The organism is Pseudomonas sp. 34 E 7 (assembly GCF_900005715.1).
GTDB lineage: Bacteria > Pseudomonadota > Gammaproteobacteria > Pseudomonadales > Pseudomonadaceae > Aquipseudomonas > Aquipseudomonas orientalis_A.
Genome location: NZ_CVTX01000076.1, coordinates 1 through 24,421, shown reverse-complemented (window position 1 = coordinate 24,421; position 24,421 = coordinate 1). Strand labels below are relative to the sequence as shown.

Annotated in this window: 19 protein-coding genes and 1 pseudogene; 13 read left to right on the top strand and 7 right to left on the bottom strand. The window is 61.1% G+C overall.

Annotation, left to right across the window (positions count from 1 at the left end):
• Window positions 1-6 precede the first annotated feature (6 nt).
• From BFP96_RS03725 to BFP96_RS03715, 3 genes are all read right to left on the bottom strand, one after another.
• Window positions 7-1,641: an ABC transporter substrate-binding protein gene (locus BFP96_RS03725; protein ID WP_065935606.1), complete on the bottom strand. Its 1,635-nt coding sequence runs from the start codon at window positions 1,639-1,641 to the stop codon at window positions 7-9.
• Between the two features lie 458 nt (window positions 1,642-2,099).
• Window positions 2,100-3,329 carry a M24 family metallopeptidase gene (locus tag BFP96_RS03720; RefSeq protein WP_065935605.1) on the bottom strand — a complete coding sequence of 410 codons (1,230 nt, stop codon included), beginning with the start codon at window positions 3,327-3,329 and terminating at the stop codon, window positions 2,100-2,102.
• A gap of 55 nt (window positions 3,330-3,384) precedes the next feature.
• On the bottom strand, window positions 3,385-4,266 hold the full coding sequence (locus tag BFP96_RS03715) for a HalD/BesD family halogenase (RefSeq protein ID WP_065893296.1): 882 nt from the start codon (window positions 4,264-4,266) through the stop codon (window positions 3,385-3,387).
• 116 nt (window positions 4,267-4,382) lie between these two features.
• On the opposite strand from BFP96_RS03715, the gene BFP96_RS03710 reads away from it, so the two are divergent.
• Window positions 4,383-5,297: a LysR family transcriptional regulator gene (locus BFP96_RS03710; RefSeq protein ID WP_065935604.1), complete on the top strand. Its 915-nt coding sequence runs from the start codon at window positions 4,383-4,385 to the stop codon at window positions 5,295-5,297.
• Here the strand turns inward: BFP96_RS03710 and BFP96_RS03705 are convergent.
• Entirely contained in the window at window positions 5,235-6,470 is a 1,236-nt protein-coding gene (locus BFP96_RS03705) for an MFS transporter (protein ID WP_065893294.1), read from the bottom strand. The genes BFP96_RS03710 and BFP96_RS03705 overlap by 63 nt on opposite strands.
• Before the next feature lie 343 nt (window positions 6,471-6,813).
• Here BFP96_RS03705 and BFP96_RS03700 point away from each other — a divergent pair, with 343 nt between their 5' ends.
• The 9 genes from BFP96_RS03700 to BFP96_RS03660 all read left to right on the top strand — a co-directional run bounded on the left by BFP96_RS03700 (window position 6,814) and on the right by BFP96_RS03660 (window position 18,206).
• On the top strand, window positions 6,814-7,746 hold the full coding sequence (locus BFP96_RS03700) for a LysR substrate-binding domain-containing protein (RefSeq protein ID WP_065893293.1): 933 nt from the start codon (window positions 6,814-6,816) through the stop codon (window positions 7,744-7,746).
• A 145-nt stretch (window positions 7,747-7,891) separates the two neighbouring features.
• Entirely contained in the window at window positions 7,892-9,316 is a 1,425-nt protein-coding gene (gene aldA, locus BFP96_RS03695; protein WP_065896931.1) for an aldehyde dehydrogenase, read from the top strand.
• A gap of 83 nt (window positions 9,317-9,399) precedes the next feature.
• Window positions 9,400-10,719, top strand: coding sequence for an MFS transporter (locus BFP96_RS03690; protein ID WP_065896890.1), 1,320 nt, complete (start codon window positions 9,400-9,402; stop codon window positions 10,717-10,719).
• A gap of 1 nt (window position 10,720) precedes the next feature.
• On the top strand, window positions 10,721-11,938 hold the full coding sequence (locus BFP96_RS03685) for a mandelate racemase/muconate lactonizing enzyme family protein (RefSeq protein ID WP_065893291.1): 1,218 nt from the start codon (window positions 10,721-10,723) through the stop codon (window positions 11,936-11,938).
• 68 nt (window positions 11,939-12,006) lie between these two features.
• Window positions 12,007-13,614: a GMC family oxidoreductase gene (locus tag BFP96_RS03680; protein WP_065935603.1), complete on the top strand. Its 1,608-nt coding sequence runs from the start codon at window positions 12,007-12,009 to the stop codon at window positions 13,612-13,614.
• A 208-nt stretch (window positions 13,615-13,822) separates the two neighbouring features.
• Window positions 13,823-15,085 carry a serine hydrolase domain-containing protein gene (locus BFP96_RS03675; protein WP_065893289.1) on the top strand — a complete coding sequence of 421 codons (1,263 nt, stop codon included), beginning with the start codon at window positions 13,823-13,825 and terminating at the stop codon, window positions 15,083-15,085.
• A 117-nt stretch (window positions 15,086-15,202) separates the two neighbouring features.
• Window positions 15,203-16,540: a hypothetical protein gene (locus BFP96_RS03670; RefSeq protein WP_065935602.1), complete on the top strand. Its 1,338-nt coding sequence runs from the start codon at window positions 15,203-15,205 to the stop codon at window positions 16,538-16,540.
• Between the two features lie 40 nt (window positions 16,541-16,580).
• Window positions 16,581-17,684 carry a polyamine ABC transporter substrate-binding protein gene (locus BFP96_RS03665; protein WP_065935601.1) on the top strand — a complete coding sequence of 368 codons (1,104 nt, stop codon included), beginning with the start codon at window positions 16,581-16,583 and terminating at the stop codon, window positions 17,682-17,684.
• Window positions 17,685-17,726: 42 nt separating this feature from the next.
• A complete protein-coding gene (locus tag BFP96_RS03660; RefSeq protein WP_017139047.1) occupies window positions 17,727-18,206 on the top strand; it encodes a DUF3237 domain-containing protein in 480 nt (159 codons plus the stop codon).
• A gap of 19 nt (window positions 18,207-18,225) precedes the next feature.
• Here the strand turns inward: BFP96_RS03660 and BFP96_RS03655 are convergent, their stop codons facing one another.
• Together BFP96_RS03655 and BFP96_RS03650 are read right to left on the bottom strand one after the other, a co-directional pair.
• Window positions 18,226-18,837 (bottom strand): TetR/AcrR family transcriptional regulator, encoded by a 612-nt coding sequence (locus BFP96_RS03655; RefSeq protein WP_065893286.1) that lies wholly within the window; start codon window positions 18,835-18,837, stop codon window positions 18,226-18,228.
• A 98-nt stretch (window positions 18,838-18,935) separates the two neighbouring features.
• Window positions 18,936-20,690 carry a sigma-54-dependent Fis family transcriptional regulator gene (locus tag BFP96_RS03650; RefSeq protein ID WP_065935600.1) on the bottom strand — a complete coding sequence of 585 codons (1,755 nt, stop codon included), beginning with the start codon at window positions 20,688-20,690 and terminating at the stop codon, window positions 18,936-18,938.
• Window positions 20,691-20,959: 269 nt separating this feature from the next.
• Between BFP96_RS03650 and BFP96_RS03645 the strand changes: the two genes are divergently transcribed.
• The 3 genes from BFP96_RS03645 (at window position 20,960) to BFP96_RS03635 (ending at window position 24,305) form a co-directional block, all read left to right on the top strand.
• Window positions 20,960-22,435 carry a benzaldehyde dehydrogenase gene (locus BFP96_RS03645; protein ID WP_065935599.1) on the top strand — a complete coding sequence of 492 codons (1,476 nt, stop codon included), beginning with the start codon at window positions 20,960-20,962 and terminating at the stop codon, window positions 22,433-22,435.
• 73 nt (window positions 22,436-22,508) lie between these two features.
• On the top strand, window positions 22,509-23,276 hold the full coding sequence (locus BFP96_RS03640) for a coniferyl-alcohol dehydrogenase (RefSeq protein ID WP_065893283.1): 768 nt from the start codon (window positions 22,509-22,511) through the stop codon (window positions 23,274-23,276).
• Between the two features lie 81 nt (window positions 23,277-23,357).
• Entirely contained in the window at window positions 23,358-24,305 is a 948-nt protein-coding gene (locus tag BFP96_RS03635) for a SphA family protein (protein ID WP_065935598.1), read from the top strand.
• Here the strand turns inward: BFP96_RS03635 and BFP96_RS31080 are convergent.
• Window positions 24,283-24,421: pseudogene (locus tag BFP96_RS31080) on the bottom strand (3-(3-hydroxy-phenyl)propionate transporter MhpT); the annotation flags it as partial. The gene BFP96_RS03635 and the pseudogene BFP96_RS31080 overlap by 23 nt on opposite strands.

The window sequence follows — 24,421 nt, the reverse complement described above, 5'->3', positions numbered from 1 at the left end:
CTTGAATCAGGCGCTCAACCAGACTTGATCCATTGGGTAGAAGTCCGAGGGGTGAACCTCAAAGCCCTGGACCTTCTTGCTCGCGGCAGTGAACTTGTCGCCCCAGAACGGCTGGACCATGACGCAGGCCTCTTGCAGGATCTGCTCGACGCTTTGCATCGCTGCGGCCCGTTGTTTCGGGTCGATGATGCCCATGGCGTTGTCCAGCGCCGCGTCGAACGCCGGGTCGCTGTAGTGGCTTTCATTCCACGCCGCGCCGCTGCGGTAGGCCAGTTCCAGCGACATCACCCCAAGCGGGCGGTGCGCCCAGTAGGTGAGGCTGAACGCGGCCTTGTCCCAGATCGGCCAGTATTGCGTGGCGGGGATCACTTTGAGGTTGATGCGGATGCCGGCCTCGGCGCAGTTCTGCTGGAGGATCTGCGCGCAGTCCTGTTCATAGCGGCCCTGGGTGTTGCCGACGATCAGGTCGATGTCGATGCCGTTCGGGTGGCCGGCTTCGGCGAGCAGTTTCTTCGCCGCGGCCACGTCCCGCGCACGTTTGGGCAGCGGGAAGTATTCCGGGTGGGACGGGGCGACGTGGTGGTCTTCGCCCAATGTGCCCATGCCGCGATAGGCGATCTTCAGCATTTGCGCGTTGTCGGCACAGAGCACCACGGCTTTGCGAATGCGCAGGTCGTCGAACGGCTTCTGGTCGCAGGCCATGCGCATGACGATGGTTTGCGCCGACTTGCAAGTGAGCAATTGCGCGCCCGGCAAACGTTTCGCCAGGTCCAGTTCGGCCACCGTTACCCGGTACAACACGTCCACTTGCCCAGCCTGCAGCGCCGCGAGATGGGTGGAAATGTCGGTGCCCATGTCGACGTAGCGCAATTCGTCGAGGTTGGCCGGTTTGCGCCAGTAATCGGCACGCTTGGCGAAGGTCGCCTGTTTGTTGACCGCGAACGACACCAGCTTGAACGGCCCGGTGCCCAGTGGGTTTTTCGCCCAGTCGTCACCGGCCTTGAAGCTGCGGTGGACGATGGCGCAGGTGAAGGCGTTGAGCATTTCCGGGATCGCCAGCATCGGTCGCTTGAGCACCAGGCGGAACTGGAAGTCACTGACTTTTTCGAACGCTGTAATGTCCTGGAACGCGGTGCGGTTGACCGACTTGGAATCGGCGGCAATCCAGCGTTCGATATTGTGCTGCACGTCCTCGACGTTGAAGGTGTCGCCGTTGCTCCACTTCACGTCCTGGCGCAGGTTGAAGGTCCAGGTTTTCAGGTCCTCGGACGGGCTCCAGCTCTCGGCCAGGTACGGGTGAGTGATGTTGTCGGCATCGACCCAGGTCAGGAATTCGAGGCTGTTGCGCAGCAGGTTCGAGGCTTCGATCCAGGTGATCAGCATCGGGTCCTGGATTTCCTGGATGGCGCAGGCAAACCGCAGGCTGCCGCCCTGGCGCGGCGTTACCGCGTCAGCGGCATGGGCCGAATTACCGAGCAGCGCGGAACCGAGGAAAGTGCTGGCGCTGGCGGCGGTGACGCCCAGCAGCGCGGCGGTGCGCAGGAATTGGCGACGATTGATTTCGCCACGTTTGACTTGGGTGCACAGGTCGTTCACCGCTGGATGCGGCAGAGTGCCGTCCAGTGTTATTAAGTCTTTCATATGCCTCTCCGATAACGTGCAAAAGTGCGTTTTTCGACTGGCCGCAAGTGGGGCGAGCGGCAGACGCAGTCGGTTCGATGAACCGAGACTGTCAGTGGCCGGCAGCGCAAAGGCGCAGGCGTGACAGGCGTGAAGCCGGCAGTAGAGCAAGGCGCAACGAGATCAGAAGGACGGAGGCTGGGTATGACATAGGGCTGCTCTTATGTTGTTTTTATTAGAGATGTCCGCAGTTTTGTCATCTGGGCAACGATCGACAAACGATAAATTCAACGCTGAAACGTTCGATAAATGCATGTTACTGACCGTAAGGAAGGCTGCCGCTTGAGCTAGACAGGCCGGACGGAGGAGCGCGCGGGTACGAAACACTGCGCGGTGGCCGCAAACGCCCCTTGTTCCGGGTGGGAACAAGGGGAAAACCGGACGATGTCGAAGGAGGTTACGGCGCCGTCCGGGGCAACTCAGCGCGGCATCAGGCGCGGATCGAACGGGTAGTCCGAGAGCAATTCGATGCCGTTTTCGTGGATGTAGATCTGCTCTTCGAGCTTGACCCCTTCGCCGCCCGCATCGTGACCGATGTAGCTTTCCACGCAGATGGTCATGCCGGCTTCGAACACCCCGTCGTAACCCAGTGCATCAATATCTTCGCGGTGCACCACGTACGGGTATTCACCGGTCATGCCAACGCCGTGGGCCAGGGCGAAATAGCGGTTGGCCTTGTAGTTATCCGGGATTCTCCAGGCCAGCTCGGCGTATTCCTTGAAGCTGCGGCCGGCCTTGAGCATTTCCATGTTGGTCTGCACTTGTTCGTAAGCCAGTTTGTACAGCTCCTGTTGCTTGGCGGTGGCGGCTTGCTCGCCGCACAGGAAGGTCCGCGAAAAGTCCGCGTAGTAGCCGAAACGCCCGACCACGTCTGTGTCCAGCGCCACCAGGTCACCGGCTTCGATGGGCCGGGTGCTGCATTCCTGGAACCATGGATTGGTGCGCGGCCCGGAAGACAGCAGGCGGGTTTCGACGTAGTCGCCGTCGGTGGCGATCACGTGTTGGTGCAAGTGCGACCACAGTTCGTTTTCGCTGATGCCCGCCACCAGTTTGCTTTCCATCAAGCGCACGCCAGCCTCGGTAGCACGCAGGCTGGCGCGGATCATCTTCAACTCGTTCGGCACTTTGATGCAGCGCGCGCGCTCCAGCGGTTCCTGGGCGTCGAAGATCTGGTAGCCGAGTTTTTGCAGTTCGAACGCAGCGGCTGAAGTGGCGCTTTCGATGGCGACGCGTTTGTTGCCGCCGCCGTGCTGGCGTACCAGTTCACCGATTTCGGCGGCCCATTGCGCAGTGACGTTATTCAGGAAGCTGTCGCAGAAGTAATAGGAAATGGCTTTGGCCGGGCGCACTTCATCGACAGTGTTGAGCTGTTCGGCCAGGTGCAGGCAGCCGCCGAATTCGAACACCACCACCGGGCCTTCTGCCGGGATGAAGGCATAACGTGCCGGGTTGCGCGCCGAGTACACCTGCATGTTGCGCGAACCGGTGGCGTAGCGCATGTGGGTCGGGTCGAACAGCACGCACGCGGCGTAGTCGCGTTTTTTCAGTTCGTTGCGCACCCGTTGCAAACGGTCGAGCTGGATCTGCTGGATCTCGGCGTACGTCGGTTCGCAGTCGGCGGGGTTGCGGTTAGGGCCGGACAGACTCATAGGTGTTCCTCGCAGGGCAAATACGGTTAGTTTTTTCTAGGAGTTTTTGGGTGAGTCAGTCGAGCAACTGGTCGCTGCGCACCAGGTTGCGTTCGGCTTGCAGATGGGCTTCGGACAGGCGTCCGTAAAGCTGCTTGGTGCGCTGGGCGCGGCCGATGATTCCGGGTTTTTCGGAGTAGGCGAAGATCGCGGTATTGCGTTCAGTGGCGCCCTCGACGCGGGTGACCCGGTGCACCGAAAAGCGCCCCTTGAAGATCTGCAAGTCGCCGGGGTTGAGTTGCAGTTCCTGTACGCGGCTGCGGTCGTCGCCGCGCACCACGTTGCCGACGGCGCCAAGGTTTTCCTGGGTGCGCGAGCGGATCATCGGTGCGTACTCGAACAGACCGCCAGCCTCTGGCTTCTGGGTCATCATGCTGACGATGAATTCGTTGGTGTCGAAGTGCCAGGGCTGCTCGGTGCCTTCGGGCATCACGTTGATCACCAGCCCGGCGAACGGGTCGGCGTATTCGAAAATCTCCGGTTCGTCGAGGCAGGCACCGATAAAGCGTTTCATCATCGGCGAGACATACAGGCGATGAATGATCGCGTCCGGGGCAATCATGTCCCGGGTGACAAAACCGCTGGTGCGCTCCATGAATGTGCGGCGCGGGTCATCCTGGGGCAGGGTAGGGTCGTCTTCAGTGAAATAGGCGTTGACCTTGCGCACCGAGTAAAAGGTCTTGCCCGACAGTGCCTGACCTTCAGTACGGGCCCGTTCCAGCGCCTCGGGCCGCAGGAAATTCTTCAGCAGGCAGCAACCGTCCTTGGCGAGTTCGGCACGGGCGTGCTCGATCAGCGCCTGCAACCGGACATGGCCCGAATCATGTATGGGGTACAACTCGGTATTAATAATGTCGCTGATATCGCCCACTTCGGCGTCGGCAAGTTGAAGGCTCATGCAAGTCTCCTGGAACTATCAATTAACAGTGTTTGGCGTTGAATCGATAGTTGCTTAAAGAGGTGCGAAGTGGAAATTACAAGTTGTGATCGAATCCATCGGCAGGGGCGATAGTTATGTCAGGCGAACTGGATGGAAGCTTACTGAAAGTGTTTGTCGCGATAATCGAGTGCCAGGGATTTTCTGCGGCGGCCGAGCGTTTGCACAAAACCCAGTCGACCATCAGCCAGAATTTGCAGCGCCTGGAAGAGATTGTCGGCACGCCGTTGGTCCAGCGCACCAGTCGCTCGGTGAGCCTGACACCCTGTGGCGAGACATTTCTGATCTATGCGCGGCAAATCCTCAAGCTGCACGCTGATGCGATCAACGCCGTGCAACTGCCGGATGAGCAGGCGTGCATTCACGTCGGCATGCCCGAGGACTACGCCCAGTTTTGCCTGGCCGGGGTGTTGCGCGACTTTCAGGCGCAGTTCCCCCAGGTGCGGCCGGACGTCTGTTGCGAAATGTCGACCGCGCTGGTCAGCCGTTTACAGCGCGGTGAGCTGGACCTGGTGCTCGGCGTGCAACACGCCAATCTGCACGCGGGTGAATACCTCTGCGACGAACCGTTGGTGTGGGTGGCGGCTGAGGGGTGGTGCGCCGGTGCGGATGCTTCTGTGCCGCTGGCGGTGTATGCCGAGGGTTGCGCCTTTAGAGCCAACGCCGTGCGGGCGCTGGCCGAGGCCGGACTGGCGTGGCATGTGGTTTACACCAGCCAGAGCCCGCGTGGGATTGGGATTGCCATCGAACAGGGCCAGTCGGTCGGTGTCACGGCGCGACGCCTGGTGCCGTCGGGTTGGCAGGTGCTGGACGAGGCTCAGGGCTTTCCGCCGATTGAGCCTGCGCGGTTGATGTTCTGGCGTTCTGCACAGTGCCAGGCGCTGGCGGTGGAGGCTTTGGTGGACATTGTGGCGCGCCGGTTAGGCCGTTCAAAGTGGCTGGCCGAGCGCCGGTTCACAGCGTTGACGGCGGGCCATCAGCCCCAGCAATAACAGGCTGGCAGTGACCCAGCAGACGATCCAGCCATGCACCAGGCCAAACTGTCCGGTGGCTTGCAGCAGCCAGCCGCACAGCCAATTGGCGGTGGCGCTGCCCAAGCCATAACCGACCATGCTCAGGCTCACCACTTGCAGGCTTTGTACGGGGCTCAAGCGTGCGCTGAGGTAGGCGGCCATCAAGCCCCAGACCGGGAAATAGAACAGCGCGAACAGCCCGGCCGCCAGCCAGGTCAGATTCAAGCTTGGTTGCCAGAGTAGTGCGAGCATCGCCAGGCCGAAGGCGCCGATACTCAACGCCATTACTCTCAATGCCCCCCAGCGATCCGCCAGCGAACCCAACAACAATCCGCCGACAACCCCGCCAATCCCGATCAGTGTCCACAACGAGCCGGTGATCTGTGCGTTGGCGCCCAATCGTTCGCTGGCAAACGCCGAGAGGAAATTCAGGAACGGGCCGCTGATCCCGCCAATAAAGGCACTGAGCAGCAGTATGTGCAGCGCCACCGGGTATTCCACACACAGCTTCAACCATTGCCTGAGTATCCGGCGCAGCGACGGCGCGCTGCTTTGCTTGATGCGCTGGGCTGTCGCCAGCGGTGCCAGGACCCAAAAGGTCAGTAGGGTGACCATCAGTGTCAGCCCGGCGCAAACCAGCCAGAAGTGCCGCAGCGAGATGCCCTGCAACAAGGCGATCAGCACCCCGTTAAGGCAGATCGCAAACGCCGCACCTGACGACGCCAGGCCCAGCACGCGGCTGCGGTGGGAGGCGGGGATCACTTCGCCGACCAGTGCGGCGATGGCGTTCCAGTTCGCCACGGCGCAGGCCGAGACCAACGCCAGGCACAGCGCATACGGCAGCACCCACGGGGTGGCGACCGCCAAGGCCAGCAGTGCCGGGCTCAAGGCCATCGTCAGTTTTACCATGTTGCGTGGGCTGATCCACGCCGCGGCGATACCGCTGACAATCGACGCGCCCATGTAGAACAGTTGCAGCAGCGCCGCGATAAACGCGGCCTGGCTGTAGCTCAGCTCGAACACCTGGCGGATCTGGGGTAATAAGGCCGAATAGAGGAAAATACTGAAGCCGTGGGTGGTGGCGTTACACGCCGTAAAGATAAGCGCCAATAAAACAATACTTCTTGTGGGTGAGTGTGGGTTGATTGGCATGGAGTTGGCTCGGTCATTAATTGCTATGGAATGGGGCGTAAGTGCGAGGACTGCCCTAGGTAAGTGCGTTGACTGGGTCGGGCATTTAATTCAAATAAGACTAGCGTCTCTATAAATAAAACAGCCAGTGCTTAATAGTCATGAGTGTGCTGCGAAATACTCATGCTATTTATACGTCGGCGACAGCGGCAGGGCTGAAAGCGACGTCATTGAATCGTGCCGATTACCTGTGGCGAGGGAGCAGGGAGTCGCCCACCACAACACAAAAATGCATGTTACTCGGGAAATTTCCCGCAAGCCGTGGGATGCTTGGGGCTCGTCAGCCCCAGCGCGAGTCCTGTTCATGAAACGCAAAATGCCCGCACTCAATGCGCTCAAAGCCTTCGAAGTGGCCGGCAGTACCGGCAGTTTTACCCGGGCGGCGGAGCTGCTCAATGTCACTCAAAGTGCTGTCAGCCGCCAGGTGCGTCAGCTCGAAGAACAGCTCGGTGAGAATCTGCTGGAACGCCGGCACCACCACCTTGAACTGACCAGCGCCGGCCGGGTTCTGCTGCGGGCACTGCATCAATCCTTCGACAAAATCGAGCTGACGGTGCGCAGCATCCAGCAGAAGTCCCACGCTAATCGCCTGCACATCAACGCGCCGCCAACCTTCACCAGCCGCTGGTTGATGCCGCGCCTGGGACGGCTGCGGGAAAAACACCCCGAATTGGAGCTGAGCATTACCACGCGCTTGCAGGACAGCCTGGCGGAAACCAGCACGCTGGACTGCGCGATCCGCTTTGGCGATGGCGAATGGGATGGGCTGGACAGCTCTCTGCTGCTTCAGGAACGGCACATTGCGGTGTGCGCGTCGTCGTTGTATGCGCGGGAAGCGAGCGAGGGCGAAATCGACCTTAATCGCCTGACCTTGCTGCACGTGTTGGCCAGGGAAGATCAGCGTTATCTGACCTGGAAACACTGGCTCGACGCGGCGAAAATCAGCGGCGTGGATACCCAGGGCGGTTATGAATTCGACCTGCTGGACCTGGCGATTCGTGCGGCCACCGACGGCCTGGGTATCACCATTGCCGACTGGCACATGGTTGCCCCGGAGCTGGCCAGCGGGCAGTTGACCCAGGTACTGAACGTGCATGTGGAAGGGCATCAATCCTACTGGTTGGTGACCCGGCCGGAGCAGACCTTGATGCCGCAATTGCAGGTGTTCGCCCAGTGGTTGCAGGAAGAAATCTGGTTGGCGCAAAGGCAGCTCGAACCCTCCACCGCCGCCAGTTGACCCACCCAACCTTCAGGGGACATTTGATTCCTTCTCGGGGAACATGCATTTTTTGAATGTTACGCCGCTCGATAAATCGTTTGTTCAACCCCCTCAGGATGCCAAGACTGCGGGAACTGGATAAAAACAACGATGGGCGATGCACATGCGACTTGAGCGAAACTTTGTAAACGGTCACTTCATTGAGCCTGCCAGCGATGCGCTGATTGCAGTCTACAACCCGGCGACTGAAGCGTTGGTCGGTCAGGTTTCGGCCGCCACCCGTGCTGAAGCCACGGCAGCTGTCGAGGCTGCCGCCGCCGCCCAGAAGCGCTGGGGCAAACTCACCAGCATTGAACGCGCCGAGCATCTGCGTTCATTCGCCGACGCCCTGGAGGCCTGCGCCGAGAGCATCGGTGCTGCACTGGCCGCCGAGTCCGGCAAAAGTGTCAGCGACGCCAGCAACGAAGCCCGTTACGCCGCGCAAGTCACCCGATACCACGCCGAGTGGGCACGGCGGATCGAAGGCGAGATCATCCCCAGCGACACCCCGAACGAAAACCTCTTCCTGCACCGCGAGCCGATTGGTGTGGTCGCCTGCCTGATTCCTTTCAACTACCCGGTCTACACGTTGCTGCGAAAAATCGCCCCGGCACTGATTGCCGGTAATACCGTGGTGGTGCGCCCGAGTAACAACACCCCGACCTCCGCGTTTGAAATCGCCAAGGCTGTGCAGCAATCCGGTCTGCCCGCTGGGGTGGTCAACATACTGACCATGGACCATGCCACCGCCGCAACGGTCTGCACCCACAACGCCGTCGGCTTGATCACCCTGACCGGCAGTGTCAACGCCGGGCGCATGGTGCTTGATTATTGCAAGACCAACATCGCCAAACCGTCCCTGGAACTGGGCGGCAAAACTCCGGCAATCATTGAGGCCGATGCTGACCTTGAAGCCGCCGCCAGCGCTATCGTCGCGTCCAAGACCACTCACTGCGGTCAGGTGTGCACGGCGGTGGAGCGGGTTTATGTGCAGGAAAGTGTCTACGAACAATTTCTCGGGTTGCTCAAAGCCAAAATCAGCGCCGTGAAGTTTGGCGACCGCGCCACCGACGCCAACCTGATGGGTCCATTGGTCAACGCAAGTTCGCAGCAAAACATCCACGCCATGGTCGAGCGCGCCGTCGCCGACGGTGCTGTACTGGAAACAGGCGGTTTTTTGCCTGAGGGCAACGGCCATTTCTACCCGCCGACGCTGTTGAGCAATTGTCGCCAGGACATGGAAATCATCCAGGAAGAAATCTTCGGCCCGGTGCTGCCAGTGCTCAAGTACCGCGACATCGACGAAGCGCTGGCCATGGCCAACGATCACCAGTTCGGCCTGTCGTCGGTGCTGTACACCGAGAACTATCGCACCACCCTGAAAGTCGCCAACACCATCGAGGCCGGCGAGTTGTACATCAACCGGACCCCGGCCGACCCCTACCAGGGCTTCCACGCCGGATGGAAACGTTCGGGCCTGGGCGGTGATGACGGCAAGCACGGCATGCTCGAATTCACCCAGACCCGACTTGTGGTGATGAAGTACTGATCCACCCGCAATACGCCTCACGCCACACCTATAAAAACAATTATTGGGGCGCCCGGACCACCGGGCTGCCCGAGGTCTCACAGATGTCCAAGTCTGCAACCACTGTTGCCGCTGTTCAGGGTTCGAGCGCGGGTGCAAAAAGCCGCAGTGACACGGGAAGTCGCTACGTCCAGTTAATGCTGCTGGTGCTGGCCGCCGGGGCGATCTATCCGATCCTCTACCTGCGCCAGGTTTACCAGACCACCATGCTTGAGGTGTTCCAGATCAACCACAGCGAATTGGGTTATCTGTACTCGATGCTCGGGACGATTTTCCTGCTCAGCTATTTGCCGAGCGGTTGGCTGGCCGACCGGATCGCGCCACGGTTTTTGATTTTCTTTTCGCTGGTGGCCACCGGAGCCTTGGGGCTTTGGTACTCCACGGCACCCTCGATGACCGGTTTGATGATCATCTTCGGTTGCTGGGGCCTGACCACCGGCCTGACGTTCTGGGCCTCTGTGCTCAAGCGGGTGAAGATGATTGCTCATCACACTGAACAGGGCCGGTTCTTCGGCATCCTCGACGGCGGTCGCGGCCTGGTCGAGGCGTTGCTCGCAACGGTCGCCCTGGGGCTGTTCGCCTTCGCCACTGAAACCCGTGGCGAGTCCGCCGCTGAAGGTTTCAAGCACGTGGTCTACCTGTACGCCTGCACCTGTATCGCCATCGGTTGTGTGCTGGTGCTGATCAAGGACCCGAAGTCGATGGAGGACACCGCGCCAGTGGAAAAGGGCAAATACAACCTGCTCAGCGACCTGACCACACTGGTGAAAATCCCCGAGCTGTGGTTGGTGACGGCCATCGTGTTCTGCGGTTACCACATCTTCTGGGCGACCTACAGCTTCTCCGATTATTTGCAGGGCGGCGGCATGACCGCCGTCATGGCCGGCACCATCACCACCATCAAGCTGTGGATGCGCCCGATTGGCGGTATCGGTGGCGGCTGGCTCGGTGACAGGTTCTCGAACATTTCGGTGCTGATCGTGGCGCTGTTCCTCGCGACGTTGGCGATGGTCGGCCTGATCGTGTTCCCGGCGCTCAACAGCATGGGCCTGCTGGTCGGTACGGTGATCTTCATCGGCCTGATGACGTATGCGATTCGCGGTTTGTACTGGGCGATCCTCGACACCTGCAACATTCCGCTGCGTATCACCGGTCTGGCCATCGGCATTGTCTCGGTGGTCGGTTACCTGCCGGACGCCTTCATTCCATTAATCAACGGCTACCTCACCGAGCACTTCCCCGGCGCCCTTGGTTACAAGCTGTATTTCGGTTACATCGCCTCCGTCGGCGTGATCGGGACCCTCGCGGCCCTGACCTTGCGCGCGCGTATCAATCGTCAATCTTCGAATAAAACAGGTGCCTGAGATGAAAATCGTCGCCCTTGAAACCCATATTGTTGCCGTACCGCCACCGCACATCGGCGGCATGTACTGGCTGTTCGTCAAGCTCAAGACCGATTGCGGCATTGAAGGTGTCGGCGAAATCTACGCTGCGACCTTCGGCCCCAAAGCCATGCTGCCGATCATCGAAGACGTGTTTGAACGCTACTTGCTCAACCACGACCCGCATCACATCGAGCGTTTTTTCCGTCAGGCCTATTCGAGCGGTTTCACCCAGCGTCCCGACCTGACCATGATGGGCGTGGTCAGCGGCCTGGAAATGGCCTGCTGGGACATTATCGGCAAAGCGGCGAACAAGCCGGTCTATGAATTGCTTGGCGGCAAGGTCAATGAGCGCCTGCGTTCCTACACCTACCTGTACCCGGTCAACAGCCAGGGTGAGTACGACTACGACGACCCGGACCTGGCTGCCGAATGCGCCGTCGAGAACATGAATAAAGGCTTCACCGCCGTGAAGTTCGACCCGGCCGGGCCGTACACCGCGTACTCCGGGCACCAGATTTCGCTGCAAGTGCTGGAGCGCTGCGAAACCTTCTGCCGCAAGATCCGCGAAGCGGTGGGCGACAAGTGCGACCTGCTGTTCGGCACCCACGGGCAAATGGTCCCGTCCTCAGCGATTCGCCTGGCCAAGCGCCTGGAGAAGTACGACCCGTTGTGGTTTGAAGAACCGGTGCCACCGGGCCAGGAGGAGGCGATGGCGCAAGTCGCGGCCAAGACCACCATTCCGATTGCTACGGGCGAGCGGCTGACCACCAAGTACGAATTTTTCAAGCTGTTGCAGGCTGGCGGCGCGTCGATTCTGCAAATGAACGTCGCCCGCTGCGGCGGGCTCCTGGAAGCCAAGAAGATCGCGAGCATGGCCGAGGCCTATTACGCGCAGATCGCACCGCACCTTTATAACGGGCCGATTGGCGCGGCGGCGAGTTTCCAGTTGGCAACCTGCACCCCGAATTTTCTGATCCAGGAAAGCATCATGACCTGGGGCGGTTTCCACGCCGAGGTACTGACCAAGCCGCTGCAATGGGAGGACGGCTACATCATCCCGTCCACCGAGCCGGGCCTTGGGGTGGAGCTGAACATGGACGTGGTGCGCAGGCATTCGCCCTATACCGGTGAGCGTTTGCACCTGCAAATGGCGCCGGCCCCGGCAGACGTCAAAGACACATCGCCGGCCAGAGGCTGACGGGATTTCCCGTCGTTCAGTTGCGGGAATGGGTGTTTTTTAAATAACGACTTACGCGGTAACCGTGCATGACATACGACTACATCATCGCTGGCGCAGGCGCGGCCGGTTGCATCCTCGCCAACCGGCTATCGGCCTGCGGCCAATACACGGTGCTGCTGCTGGAAGCGGGCGGCAAGGACAGTTCGCTGTGGTTCAAGATCCCGGTTGGCTTCGCCAAGATGTATTACAACCCAACCTTCAACTGGATGTACTACAGCCAGCCGCAAAAGCAGCTCAACAACCGTGAAATTTATGCCCCGCGCGGCAAGGTCCAGGGCGGTTCCGGCTCGATCAATGCAATGGTCTACGTCCGTGGTCAGGCCCATGACTTCGATGACTGGGCCGCCAACGGCAACGATGGCTGGGGTTTCAAGGACGTGTTGCCGTATTTTCGCAAACTGGAAAACCATCCGTTGGGCGAAAGCGAATACCACGGCGGCAGCGGCCCGATCAGCATCACTCCGATGAAGGGAGAGACCCATCCAATCTGCGATGTGTTCCTCAAGGGTTGCGATGAACTCGGTTACCCGCAGAGTGACGACTTCAACGGGCCGAACTTCGAAGGCTCGGGCATCTACGATGTCAACACCAAGGACGGCCAGCGCAGTTCCAGTAGTTTTGCGCATCTGCATCCCGCACTCAGCCGCCCGAATCTGACGGTCGAGCATTACGCACTGGTGGATCGGGTAGTGTTCGAGAACGAGCGGGCCAGCGGTATTTGCGTGACCCAACACGGCGTGGTCCTCACCTTCCAGGCGCGCAAAGAGGTGATCCTCTGCGCCGGTGCCGTTGACACACCGAAGATTCTGCAACTGTCCGGTGTCGCCGATCAGGCGTTGCTGGCCAGGCACCAGATCCCGCTGGTCAAACACCTGCCGGCGGTGGGGCAGAACCTTCAGGATCACTTGTGCGTCAGCTACTACTACAAGGCCAACATTGCGACGCTTAATGACCAGCTCAGCTCGCTGTTCGGGCAGTTCAAGCTCGGCCTCAAATACCTGCTGACCCGCAAGGGCGCCTTGGCGATGAGCGTCAACCAGGCCGGCGGTTTCTTCCGTGGCAACGAGGCGCAGGCCAACCCGAACCTTCAGCTGTACTTCAATCCGCTGTCGTATCAGATCCCGAAAAACAACAAGGCCAGCCTCAAGCCAGAGCCGTACTCCGGCTTCCTGTTGTGTTTCAACCCCTGCCGTCCGACGAGTCGTGGGCATATCGAGATCCGGTCGAATAACCCCCGGGATGCGGCGCTGATCGATCCCAATTACTTGAGCACACAAAAGGACATCGACGAAGTGATCCAGGGCAGTCGGCTGATGCGCAAAATCATGCAGGCGCCGGCCTTGAAAAGCATCACGGTTGCCGAAGTCCTCCCGGGGCCGATGGTCGAAAGTGATGAACAGATGCTGCAGTACTTTCGCGAAAACAGCGGTTCGATCTATCACCTGTGCGGCTCGTGCGCGATGGGGGCGGATGTACAGACGTCAGTGGTCGATAAACGGCTTAAAGTCCATGGTCTCGATGGCCTGCGCATTGTTGATGCGTCGATTTTTCCCAATGTGACGAGCGGCAATACCCACGCCGCAGTGCTGATGGTAGCGGAGAAGGGCGCCGACCTGATTTTGCAGGACGCCTGATTCGTTGCCATCGTGATTGAAAGCCCGCCGTTTGTTTTTGCTCGAAGCGAACCTCAGGTCTGTTGCTGGAGAATGGGCAGGGTGGACTCGCGCGCTACGTGCAAGCAAATTTATTTTCATGGTAAAAAGTTTTATTGACTAAAATATTGTACGGGGTAATTATTTCTCTGCATCTGCTTCATGCAGAGTCATCTTCAGGGTTATCCCGATGAGTCATAAAGCTCAATTCTCCCTCGCGACTTCTTACGTCTTGGCCAATGAATCCTCATTGGCCACTCGCGTGGCGCCGCTGCTGATGCAGGGTTTTCCCGCCGCGCCGGAACACCGGGTAACGTGGAACAACTGGATGCGCGCGCCCTTCAATCAATGGGGGTTCCGTCATCTGTCTCGACTGCGCCCCAGCATTGATGTGTCGGCGGGGCCAGGGCCTGCCGGTCAGCTCCAGGAGGCCCCGCGCGCGCTGGATCAGCTGTGTTTCGACAGTGAGAGTGGGCTGGGCATCCGTGTGATCGAGCACCTCGTCGCCAGCCAGACGGACGCCTTTTTGGTGATGCAGGGTGACAGGGTGTTGTACGAGCGCTACTTCAACGGTCAGCGCGCCTGTGACCGGCACATCATGTTCTCGGTGACCAAGTCGTTGATCGGTACCTTGGGTGAACAGTTGGTGACGCGCGGCGCGCTCAACCCCGAGCGGCCGGCCGCTTACTACGTGCCTGAACTGGCGGGCAGCGCATTTGGCGATGCGACGGTGCGCCAATTGTTCGATATGGCGGTGGGCATCGACTACAGCGAAGTGTATGACGACCCCAATTCAGAAAGCTCGCAGTACGGCTATGCCTGCGGCTTTCAACCCGCACCGGCGCAGTACGCGCAGTTCGAATCGTTGTACCAGTACTTGCCATCCCTCAAGAAACGCGGCAGCCACGGCGGCTTTTTCCACTATGTGACGGCCACCACCGAAGCCTTGGCGTGGGTCATGGAACGTGCCTCGGGCAAGGCCTGCAGTCAGATGCTGGAGGAGGTCTGGGGGCGCCTGGGGTGCGAGCGCGACGGCTATTTCATGGCCGATCCGTGGGGGCGTAACGTGGCCGGGGCGGGGTTCAGCGCCACTTTGAGAGACATGGCGCGCTTCGGTCGCCTGCTGGCCAACAACGGTCGCCACGACGGTGCTGAGCTGCTGTCGCCCGAGACCGTGGCCCGTATCGCCGCCGGTGCGGACCCGGCGATCTACGCGCAAAATGCCGAGTTCTCCAGCTGGACCCCGGGGGCGTCCTATCGAAGCCAGTGGTACGTGTTCAACGACCACAGCCAGGCCCTGATGGCCGGGGGCATTCACGGCCAGTACCTGTTCATCGACAAGCCGTCCGGCGTAGTGATCGTCAAGCAATCGTCGCTCACCGATGCGGTCAGCCCGTTCGATACGGACAGCGTGCGCATGCTGCGCGCGATCGCCGCCCACCTGAGTCACTGACCCATGCCTAAAAAATAAGAGTCTTGCGTTCTATTCACCTGGCTTGCCCAGGTGTTGGCGGCGCCCTGCGTCGCCATTGACTGCCCTGTAACAACAATAATTCCACAGGAGCTTCTTATGGTATTCACCAAGCGTTTCTCTCGAGCGCTGTTGGCGGTCGGCTTACCTTTGACTACCCACGTTGCGTTGGCGGGCTACACCTTTGAGGACGGCGATCTCAAGGGCGAAGTCAATCTGACCGCAGGCGGGGCGACGTTGTTTACCCGTGGTGTCAACTTCGGCAGCGGCCAGGTCGATGCGCGCAACGGTAAAAACGGCGGCGCCCGGATCAACTGGCAAGAGGTCTACGTAAAACCGGGGGTCAAACTGGAGTATGCGTTGCAACCGGATTTCAGCCTGCTCGCGGGCGGCTCCCTGGTGGCGGCGAGCACCTTCGGCGACGGCGACGCGGGTGGCTTGACCCGCAGCTCCGATGGCAAGGCCGCAGCCGAAGAACTCTACGGCGGTTTTCGCGCCGGCGAGTGGAAGCTCACCGCCGGCCGCCAGAACTACATGATCGGTACGGGGTTCATCGTCATGGATGGCAACCTCGACCAGTTCAAGGATGGCGCCTACTGGCTCGCCCCGCGAACCGCCTTCAAGGATTCGGCGATCCTCGCCTGGGATCATGGCGCGCTGAAGTCCCAGGCCTTCACCTTGCGCACCGATGATGACTTGGGCGATTTCCGCATGACCGGCGTCAACCTGGACTACAACTTCGATGACCAGGTGACGCTCGGCGCCATGGCCATGAAGGTCAATGCCCTTGGCCCTCGAGGCAGCACGCTCCCGCGCCGTCGGGACGGCATGCAGGTGTACAACCTGCGGGCGCTCAACGCCAAGGTGCCCGGCTTACAGGCGCTGACGCTGAATGCCGAGTACGCGCTGGAGCGCGGCAGCGGCGAGGGCGTCGACTACGCTGCCAACGCCTGGTACGCCCAGGCCGACTATGCCTTCAGCACCGTGCCGCTGACGCCGATTCTCGGCTACCGCTACGCGAGCTTTTCCGGTGACGACAACCTCACCGACAACCGGCAAAAAGCCTGGGACCCACTGAGCAAAGGTTTCGTCGACTGGAGCACCTGGCTGGTCGGGGACGTGGTCGGCAACTACCTGCTGTTCAACAGCAACGAAAACGTCCAGCAGTTCTCCCTCAAGACCCACCTCAACGAAACCCTGACCCTGGGCGCGATTCACTACCAGTTCTGGCTGGACGAGAAAAACTACCTGGGCGCACCGGTCAGCGAGCGGCGCTTTGCTGACGAAAGTGTGGTTTTCCTCGACTGGACACCCACGCCGTCGTTCTATACGTCGCTGTCCTACAACTGGGTCAAGCCACTGGCCGCCGCCAAACAGGTGTTCGGCAACGACCAGATGTTCAGTGCGCTGGAACTGTATTTCACCTACCGCTATTAAGTGCTGCGAGCCATCGCGGCCGCGCTGGAGTGTTTTGATCATGAACAGATTTTTGCGTAACACCGTGCTGGGCGCTGTCGCCTCGTTGCTCATCAGTGGAGTTTGCCTGGCTGAAGAACGCACCGTACGGATCTACAACTGGATCGAATACCTGCCACCCGAAGTGCTCAAGAGTTTTCAGGAGGAAACCGGCATTCGCCCGATTTACGATGTGTTCGACAGCGTCGAAACCATGGAGTCCAAGCTGTTGACGGGCAACTCCGGATATGACGTGGTGTTTCCCGGTTCCGCCAACCTGGGACGCTTGATCACGGCCGGTGCCGTGCAGCCGCTGGATCGCAAGCAGTTGCCAAACTGGCAGCACCTGGACCCGCAATTCATGCAAACCCTGGAAACCGCAGGTGACTCCGGCAATCGCTACGCCGTGCCTTACCTGTGGGGCACCACGCTGATCGGTTACAACGTCGACAAGGTGCGCAAAGCCCTCGGCCCTGACGTGCAGATGAACAGCTGGGACATCATTTTCAAGGAAGAAAACCTCGCCAAGCTTGCCAGTTGTGGCGTGGGTTTTCTCGACGCCGCCAACGAGATCCTGCCGATTGCCTTGCACTACAAGGGCCTCGACCCCAATAGCCAGAAGCGCGAGGACTATGTACAAGCCCAGGCCCTGATGATGAAGATTCGCCCTTACGTCAGTTACTTCAACTCGTCGCGCTACGGCATGGACCTGGCCAACGGTGATATCTGTGTGGGCGTGGGCTGGTCCGGCGGTGTCGCACTGGCCACCCGACTGGCAGATGCCGCCGGCAAGGGCGTCAAGGTCGAGATGGCACTGCCCAGGGAAGGCGCGCCGATGTGGTCGGACGTGATGACGATCCCGGCCAAGGCACCCGATCTGGCGGAGGCCCATGCGTTCATCAATTACATCCTGCGCCCGGACGTGATTGCGCGCATCAGCAACAAGATCGGCTACCCCAACCCGAACAAGGACGCCACTGCGCTGGTGGACGCCAGCATCCGCAACGACCCGAACATGTATGTGCCGGACGAAGCGCGCAAGACCCTGTTCGCCCTGGAGCCGATCCCGGCTGCCGCGGAGCGCATCCGCACCCGCACCTGGACCGCCATCAAGAGCAACCGCTGATCAGTGTGGCCCGGTGCGTGCGCGCCGGGCTTGGAGCTTGCCATGACTGAACGGATGGACATTGCCCCCAACTTGCAGCGGGTGCTGACCCTTCGCGTCGCGATAGGGCCGGGCGTGATGCTGGGCGACAGCGTTGAAGGCCTGCGCTGCAATTACCCGATTGTGGGCGGGGATTTCGATGGGGTCGGCATCAGCGGCCAGGTCCTGGCGGGTGGAGAAGATTGCTTTCTTTTGCGCCCCGATGGCATCGGTCAACTGGATGCCCGCTACAGCGTAAGGACCGACGAAGGCGAGGTGATCAACATCCGTAACCGGGGTGTGCTGAGCATGACTGAGTACGGACGCCAACTGGAGCGCGACGGCCAATGGCCGATTCCTGAGACGGAGTACCGCTGCACCTGTACGCCGGTGTTCCAGGTGCCCAAGGGGCGGCTGGACTGGCTCACCCGTTCAAGTTTTATCGGCTTGGTGCATTACCCGTGCGCCGACCAGGTGGTGATTCGTTGCTATCGCTTTTACTGAGGCCCGACCCTGGAAGCTCTCAGGCCTGCATGCCGTAGAACAGCAACTCGGTGATACGCCTGACCTGCATCGAGTGTGCGTCGATATCCGGGTGTTCCTGGTTCACCAGCCGGAACAGTTGCAGGTGCGAATAATCGTTCAACAGGAACGCGGCCAATTCCACATCGAGTTGCGGGCGCAGCTTGCCGGCCTGTTGCAATTCCCGCAGCAATTCGCTGATCTCGGCCCTCAGTGCATCGTTCATGGCCCGATAGCCTTCGGGCAGTCCATTGCTGCCGCCGAACAGGATCAGCGGCAGCAGTTCACGCCACAGGCTGGGGTGCATGACTTCCAGTGCATAGCCGGTAAGAAGACGTTCCAGGTGGCAGAGCGCTTCGACCGGGTCGTCGATTTCGTGGATCCGGCTGCGGGTGTCGATGATCGCGCGTCGATCGGCGTGGTGCAGAATTTCCAGGATGATTTCCTGCTTGTTGCCGAAGTACTTGAACACCGTCGGCGGCGACACTCCGGCCTGGCTGGCGATCTGTTCGATGGTGGTGTTCTGGAAACCCTGGCGCTCAAACAGTTCGACCGCGGCTTTACTGATAGCTTGCCGGCGCTCGGCTTTCTGACGTTCACGCAGTCCGCTCACAGGAGATCCTTGTCACGAATAAAAAGAGGGGCGCGTGTCGGCCCCATACCCCTGCAAAATACTTAATTGGGTAAAGCTTTTAAAGCACTAATTGCCATTCAAGGGGTTTGCCGCTGGTGCTTCTTCATACGGTAGGCAAATTGAGCACGGCTGAGCCCCACGAGTCTGGCGGCCGCAGCCAGGTTGCCGGCGCTTTGTTGCAACGCTTCAGTGATCAGGCGCGATTCAAGGCCTTCGATGGAAACCCCCTGGTCCAACGGGTCGAGGGTACCCAGCAGCGTCGCGCGCGGCGCCTGCGCGGTATTCGACAGGCCGCCCTGGTCGTCGAGGCCATAGGGCTCGGCGGGCATCGGTTCGTTGCGAAACAGATGCACCAGGTCAATGGCCTGGCCTTCATCGCTGGCGATTAGGCCGCGTTCGATGAGGTTCTGCAGCTCGCGCACATTGCCCGCGAAGTCGTAGCGCAGCAACGTCTTCAGGGCGCGCATGGTCAGGCCTGCCGGGGTCCGGGCGTAGTCCTGGCAGAAGCGCGTCAGGAACGCATTGATCAGCAGCGGGATGTCGTCCCGGCGTTCACGCAGCGGGGGCAGGGCGATGGGGTATACATTCAGCCGGTAGAACAGGTCTTCGCGAAAGCTTCCGTCTGCCACCGCTTTACGCAGGTCGATATTGGTGGCGGCCACCACGCGCACATCCACCTTGATCCCGCGCACCCCGCCGACCCGTTCGATTTCCCGTTCCTGCAAGGCTCGCAGCAACTTGCTCTGCCCGGGCAGGCTGAGGCTGGTGATTTCATCCAGGAACAGGGTGCCACCCTGGGCCCGTTCGAACCGCCCGGGGCGTGAGTGCGTCGCGCCGGTGTAGGCGCCGCGTTCGACACCGAAGAGTTCGGCCTCCACCAGGTTATCCGGGATGGCGGCGCAATTGAGTGCCACAAACGGGCTGTCATGGCGACGACTGAGCTGGTGCAACTGGCGCGCAAACATCTCCTTGCCCACGCCGGACTCACCGCTGATCAACACCGTTGCCGGGGTCAGCGCGACCCGTTGCAGCGCTTGCATCGCCGCGTTGAACGCGGCACTGGCGCCCACCAACGGTTGCGGCTGGCGGGTTCCGCCACTGCTGGCGACGGGGCCTGCGAGCGTGGGGGTAGCAGGGCCAGTGACGGCCTGGGACACATTCAGGTAGCGTAGGTCCTGCTCGACATCACCCCATTGCTCGGCGGTCTTGCCAATCACGCGGCAACGGTGATGGCCCATGCCACGGCATTCCACTTCGCGGAAAATCACCATTTGCCCGAAGAGACCACTGACGAAGCCGATGGCATAGCCGGTTTCGGTCCAGCACACCGGGTCCTGGCCGATGCCGTAGGCCCCTACATGTTCATCGGCTTCGCACGAGTGGTGCCAGAGAAATTCCCCTTCATAGAACCCCGAATCGGCATCGAACTTGAAGTGCAGCGGTTCGACCTTGGTCATGCCTTCCAGGGTGTGCAGGTGAGTCCCGGCGCGAAACACCGCGGCGGCATCGGCCTGTGGCCAGCGCTCGCGGATCAAGCGCGCATCCCGTGCACCGGAGGCATAACCGGCGCGGGTGAACAGGCCCCGGGCCTGGTCCAGTCCCAGGCGCTCGATGACCTCGGCGCGCAGGGCGCCGAACGACGAACTGTGCAGCAACAACATGCGTTGATCGTTGAGCCAGATGCGCCCGTCTTCAGGGGAAAAGAACAGGCAGTCGGCCAGTTCCGCCGTGGTGGGCGAGCTGCTGTCACTGAGTTGGCGACTGTCGCCGCGCGGAGGGTAGGGCGCGGTGGCCGCCCGGTCGTCGGGCAGCGCGCTGTGGGGATTAGTCATTGTTATGCCCCTGCAAAGCGAGTGATCGATATGAGCAACTGCTCAGATAGTTATAAAACATAACCTTATCATTTGAACAAGTGGCAGAGCCCGGTTTTTTGCCGGTGAACGCCCCAGGCGTGTGAGCGCTGCGTGGCAGGCCTCGACCCAGAGCCCTCGCCGGTTTATGTAGGCGCCGTTGCGTGCAAGCGGCACAGCCTTTGCTCAAGACCTGATGCGGCGTGTGCACCCTGTGCAGACGATGACAATTACAAGAACCGGAGTTGCCAATGCCAGTGTCTGAGACCACCCCTTTTTTACAGCGGGCCATCGCGTCCGAATGCCTGTTCAACGGCGACTGGATTCCCGTTTCGGGATCTGTGATTGACGTGATTGAACCCGCCACCGGCCAACCCCTGATGCGCTGCGCCATGGCCAACGCGGCCGACATCGCCATCGCCTGCCGCAGTGCGGCTCTGGCGCAGCCTGCCTGGGCTGCGTTGGGCCCACGGGAGCGCGCCGAGGTATTTCGCAGAGCGGCGGACCTGGCCCAGCGGTCCTTCGCCGAGCTGGCGCTGTACGTCGCCCGGGAAACCGGCGGCGCGTTGTACAAGGGCGAGCACGAAGTGCGTGAAGCGATTGTGCTGCTGCATCAGGCGGCGGGGCTGTTGTCCCAACCTCACGGGGTGGTGCTGCCCAGTGCTGCAGGCCGACTGTCCTACGCACGGCGCCAGCCCCACGGCGTGGTCGGGGTGATTTCACCGTTCAACTTCCCGCTGGTGCTGTCACTGCGTTCAGTGGCTCCGGCGCTGGCGGCGGGCAATGCCGTGGTGCTCAAACCCGACCCACAGACTCCGGTCAGCGGGGGTTTTCTCATCGCCCGTCTGTTTGAGGAAGCGGGCTTGCCCAAGGGCCTGCTGCAGGTGTTGCCCGGCGCGGCGCCGGCGGGGGAAGCGCTGTGCCGCGATCCGAATGTGCGGATGATTGCATTCACCGGGTCCACGGCGGCGGGGCGCAAAGTCGCTGAAGTGGCCGGTCGACACCTGAAAAAGGTTGCACTGGAGCTGGGCGGGAAAAACCCGCTGATCATTCTCGAAGACGCCGACCTCGACCTGGCCGCGAGCAATGCAGCCTGGGGCGCCTGGCTGCATCAGGGGCAAATCTGCATGGCGACCGGGCTGATTCTCGTGCATCAATCCATCGCCGAAAGCCTCACCCGCAAGCTGGTGGACAAGGCCCGGGCGCTCACTGTGGGCAATGCCGCCCAGGGTGAAGCGGCGCTCGGCCCGTTGATCAACCAACGGCAACTGCAGCGCGTGCACGAGATCGTCAGTGACAGCGTACAGGCCGGCGCACGGCTGGAGGCGGGCGGCGACTATGACCGGTTGTTCTACCAGCCGACCGTGCTCAGTGGCGTACGTCCGGGCATGCGCGCCTTTGAGGAAGAGCTGTTCGGCCCGGTGGCCACGGTGGTCAGTTTCTCCACCGACGAGGAAGCGATCGAACTGGCCAACCGCACGGAGTACGGCCTTTCGGCCGCCATCATCTCGCCGTCGGTCGGGCGCGCCATGGCCATCGGTGAGCGGCTGGACTGCGGCCTGCTGCACATCAACGACCAGACCGTGGCCGACGAATGCATCAACCCGTTCGGCGGGCGCGGTGCCTCCGGCAACGGCGGCAGCGTCGGCGGGCCGGCCGACTGGGACGAGTACAGCCAGTGGCAGTGGGTCACGGTAAAAAATACGCCGCCTGTCTATCCATTCTGAGCCGTGGCCGTTCCGGGCCCTGGCTCATCGCTTTGATACACCCATGCCTATACAAAAATAAGAGGGCTTGAACATGAACCTGCACAACAAAACCCTGATTGTCACCGGCGTCGCTTCCGGTATTGGCGCCGAACTGGCACGGCTCGCGCGTTTCCAGGGCGCGACGGTGATCGGTGTGGATCGCCATGAACCGCAACTGACCCTGGATGGCTTCTTCCAGGCTGACCTGGGCGACCCGGCCAGCATTGATGCCCTGGTGGCGCGCCTGCCCGCGCGGGTCGACGGGCTGTGCAACATTGCCGGGGTGCCCGGTACGGCGCCCACGCAAGCGGTGGCCACGGTCAATTATCTGGGGCTGCGGCACCTGACTCAAGCGCTGCTGCCACGCATGCCGGCGGGCGGCAGCATCGTCAATGTCGCCTCGGTGCTTGGCGCGCAATGGCCGCAACGGCTGGAGCTGCACAAGGCGCTGGCCGCGACGTCCAGCTTCGAGGCGGGGCAGCAGTGGCTGGCGGCCAATCCGGTGGAGCAGGCCAGCTGTTATCAGTACTTCAAGGAAGCGCTGATCGTGTGGAGCTTCCAGCAATCCCAGGGCTGGTTTCGCGATCACTCGGTGCGTATCAACTGCGTGGCGCCGGGGCCGGTGTTTACCCCGATTCTCGGCGATTTCGTCAGCATGCTCGGGCCGCAGCGGGTGGCCGAGGACAGCCGGCGCATGACCCGCCCAGCCCTGGCCGATGAGGTGGCGGCGGTGATTGCCTTCCTCTGCTCGGACGCTTCGCGCTGGGTCAACGGGGTCAACCTGCCGGTGGATGGCGGGTTGGCCGCCACCTACGTGTAGGGCCTGCCACAGCGATAAATCCCGGTGCGGCCCCTCCGTGCCGGGAGTCTTGAACAACAACAAAAATACAGGACATACAAGATGCTCAAGCCTATCTTGCGGACGGTTGCGGCCACCACGTTTGTCGCACTGTCACCGATTGCACATGCTTATGACCTGCCCGGACTCAACCTGGGTACCACCAGTTTCTACGACGGCTCACCGGCCCCGGCGGGGCCCGGCTGGTACCTGGAGGAATACCTGACGTACTCCCGAGCGAGCCGTTTCAACGATGCCCACGGCAACAAGCTGGCGTTGCCCAGGCAGGATGTGGAAGTGGTGGCGCCCACCACGCAGATCATCTACGTCGGCCAGCCCCTGGCCAATGGCGCGATGCCCGGATTCACCCTGATCAACACCTCCCTGGCCCACGTGAATGTCGACGATGGGTTGAACAATGCGGCGCTGAGTTCCCGTGCCGGCTTTGGTGATCTGACGGTCGGTGCCTTCCTGCAACTGCCGACCCTGAGCCGCGCCGATGGCAGCCCGCTGCTGACCCAGCGTGTGGAGGCTGATGTGTCGATCCCGGTGGGCGCCTATGACCGCAATCGTTCGATCAACCCCGGCAGCAACTTCTGGTCATTCAACCCGTATTACGCGGCGACGTACTGGTTCAGCCCGAAATGGTCGGCGAGCGGGCGTTTCATGTACCTGTGGAATGGCAAGAATGATGATCCGCAGGCAGGCTTCGGGGATGTTTCCGATACCCAGGCCGGCCAGGCATTGCATGCCAATCTGACGCTGCAATATGCCTTGAACCAGCAACTGAGCGTGGGGGTCAACGGCTATTGGTTGAAGCAAATCACCGACACCCGGGTCGATGGACGCGCCGTGAGCGGGCGCCGGGAGAAGGTCTGGGCCATTGGCCCAGGCCTGGTCTATGCGTTCAGCAAGGAAGAGGTGCTATCGGTAAACGCCTACTTTGAACAGCAGGCTGAGAACCGCACTGAGGGCAACAAACTGGTGCTCAATTGGCTGCATAAGTTCTAGTGGGCGCCGTACGCACCATCACGCTGATGATGGTCAGTGCGGCAATCACCACCCCGGGGGACGTCGCCAGCAGTACCCCGGCGGTGCCGGCGCCGGCGGCAAGCAGTTGCCCGGCC

What these genes read in the sequence shown, in the direction of transcription:
- BFP96_RS03725 (WP_065935606.1), bottom strand. Translation starts at nt 1,641, where the DNA reads ATGAAAGACTTAATAACACTGGACGGCACTCTGCCGCATCCAGCGGTG.
- BFP96_RS03720 (WP_065935605.1), bottom strand. Translation starts at nt 3,329, where the DNA reads ATGAGTCTGTCCGGCCCTAACCGCAACCCCGCCGACTGCGAACCGACG.
- BFP96_RS03715 (WP_065893296.1), bottom strand. Translation starts at nt 4,266, where the DNA reads ATGAGCCTTCAACTTGCCGACGCCGAAGTGGGCGATATCAGCGACATT.
- BFP96_RS03710 (WP_065935604.1), top strand. Translation starts at nt 4,383, where the DNA reads ATGTCAGGCGAACTGGATGGAAGCTTACTGAAAGTGTTTGTCGCGATA.
- BFP96_RS03705 (WP_065893294.1), bottom strand. Translation starts at nt 6,470, where the DNA reads ATGCCAATCAACCCACACTCACCCACAAGAAGTATTGTTTTATTGGCG.
- BFP96_RS03700 (WP_065893293.1), top strand. Translation starts at nt 6,814, where the DNA reads ATGAAACGCAAAATGCCCGCACTCAATGCGCTCAAAGCCTTCGAAGTG.
- aldA (WP_065896931.1), top strand. Translation starts at nt 7,892, where the DNA reads ATGCGACTTGAGCGAAACTTTGTAAACGGTCACTTCATTGAGCCTGCC.
- BFP96_RS03690 (WP_065896890.1), top strand. Translation starts at nt 9,400, where the DNA reads ATGTCCAAGTCTGCAACCACTGTTGCCGCTGTTCAGGGTTCGAGCGCG.
- BFP96_RS03685 (WP_065893291.1), top strand. Translation starts at nt 10,721, where the DNA reads ATGAAAATCGTCGCCCTTGAAACCCATATTGTTGCCGTACCGCCACCG.
- BFP96_RS03680 (WP_065935603.1), top strand. Translation starts at nt 12,007, where the DNA reads ATGACATACGACTACATCATCGCTGGCGCAGGCGCGGCCGGTTGCATC.
- BFP96_RS03675 (WP_065893289.1), top strand. Translation starts at nt 13,823, where the DNA reads ATGAGTCATAAAGCTCAATTCTCCCTCGCGACTTCTTACGTCTTGGCC.
- BFP96_RS03670 (WP_065935602.1), top strand. Translation starts at nt 15,203, where the DNA reads ATGGTATTCACCAAGCGTTTCTCTCGAGCGCTGTTGGCGGTCGGCTTA.
- BFP96_RS03665 (WP_065935601.1), top strand. Translation starts at nt 16,581, where the DNA reads ATGAACAGATTTTTGCGTAACACCGTGCTGGGCGCTGTCGCCTCGTTG.
- BFP96_RS03660 (WP_017139047.1), top strand. Translation starts at nt 17,727, where the DNA reads ATGACTGAACGGATGGACATTGCCCCCAACTTGCAGCGGGTGCTGACC.
- BFP96_RS03650 (WP_065935600.1), bottom strand. Translation starts at nt 20,690, where the DNA reads ATGACTAATCCCCACAGCGCGCTGCCCGACGACCGGGCGGCCACCGCG.
- BFP96_RS03645 (WP_065935599.1), top strand. Translation starts at nt 20,960, where the DNA reads ATGCCAGTGTCTGAGACCACCCCTTTTTTACAGCGGGCCATCGCGTCC.
- BFP96_RS03640 (WP_065893283.1), top strand. Translation starts at nt 22,509, where the DNA reads ATGAACCTGCACAACAAAACCCTGATTGTCACCGGCGTCGCTTCCGGT.
- BFP96_RS03635 (WP_065935598.1), top strand. Translation starts at nt 23,358, where the DNA reads ATGCTCAAGCCTATCTTGCGGACGGTTGCGGCCACCACGTTTGTCGCA.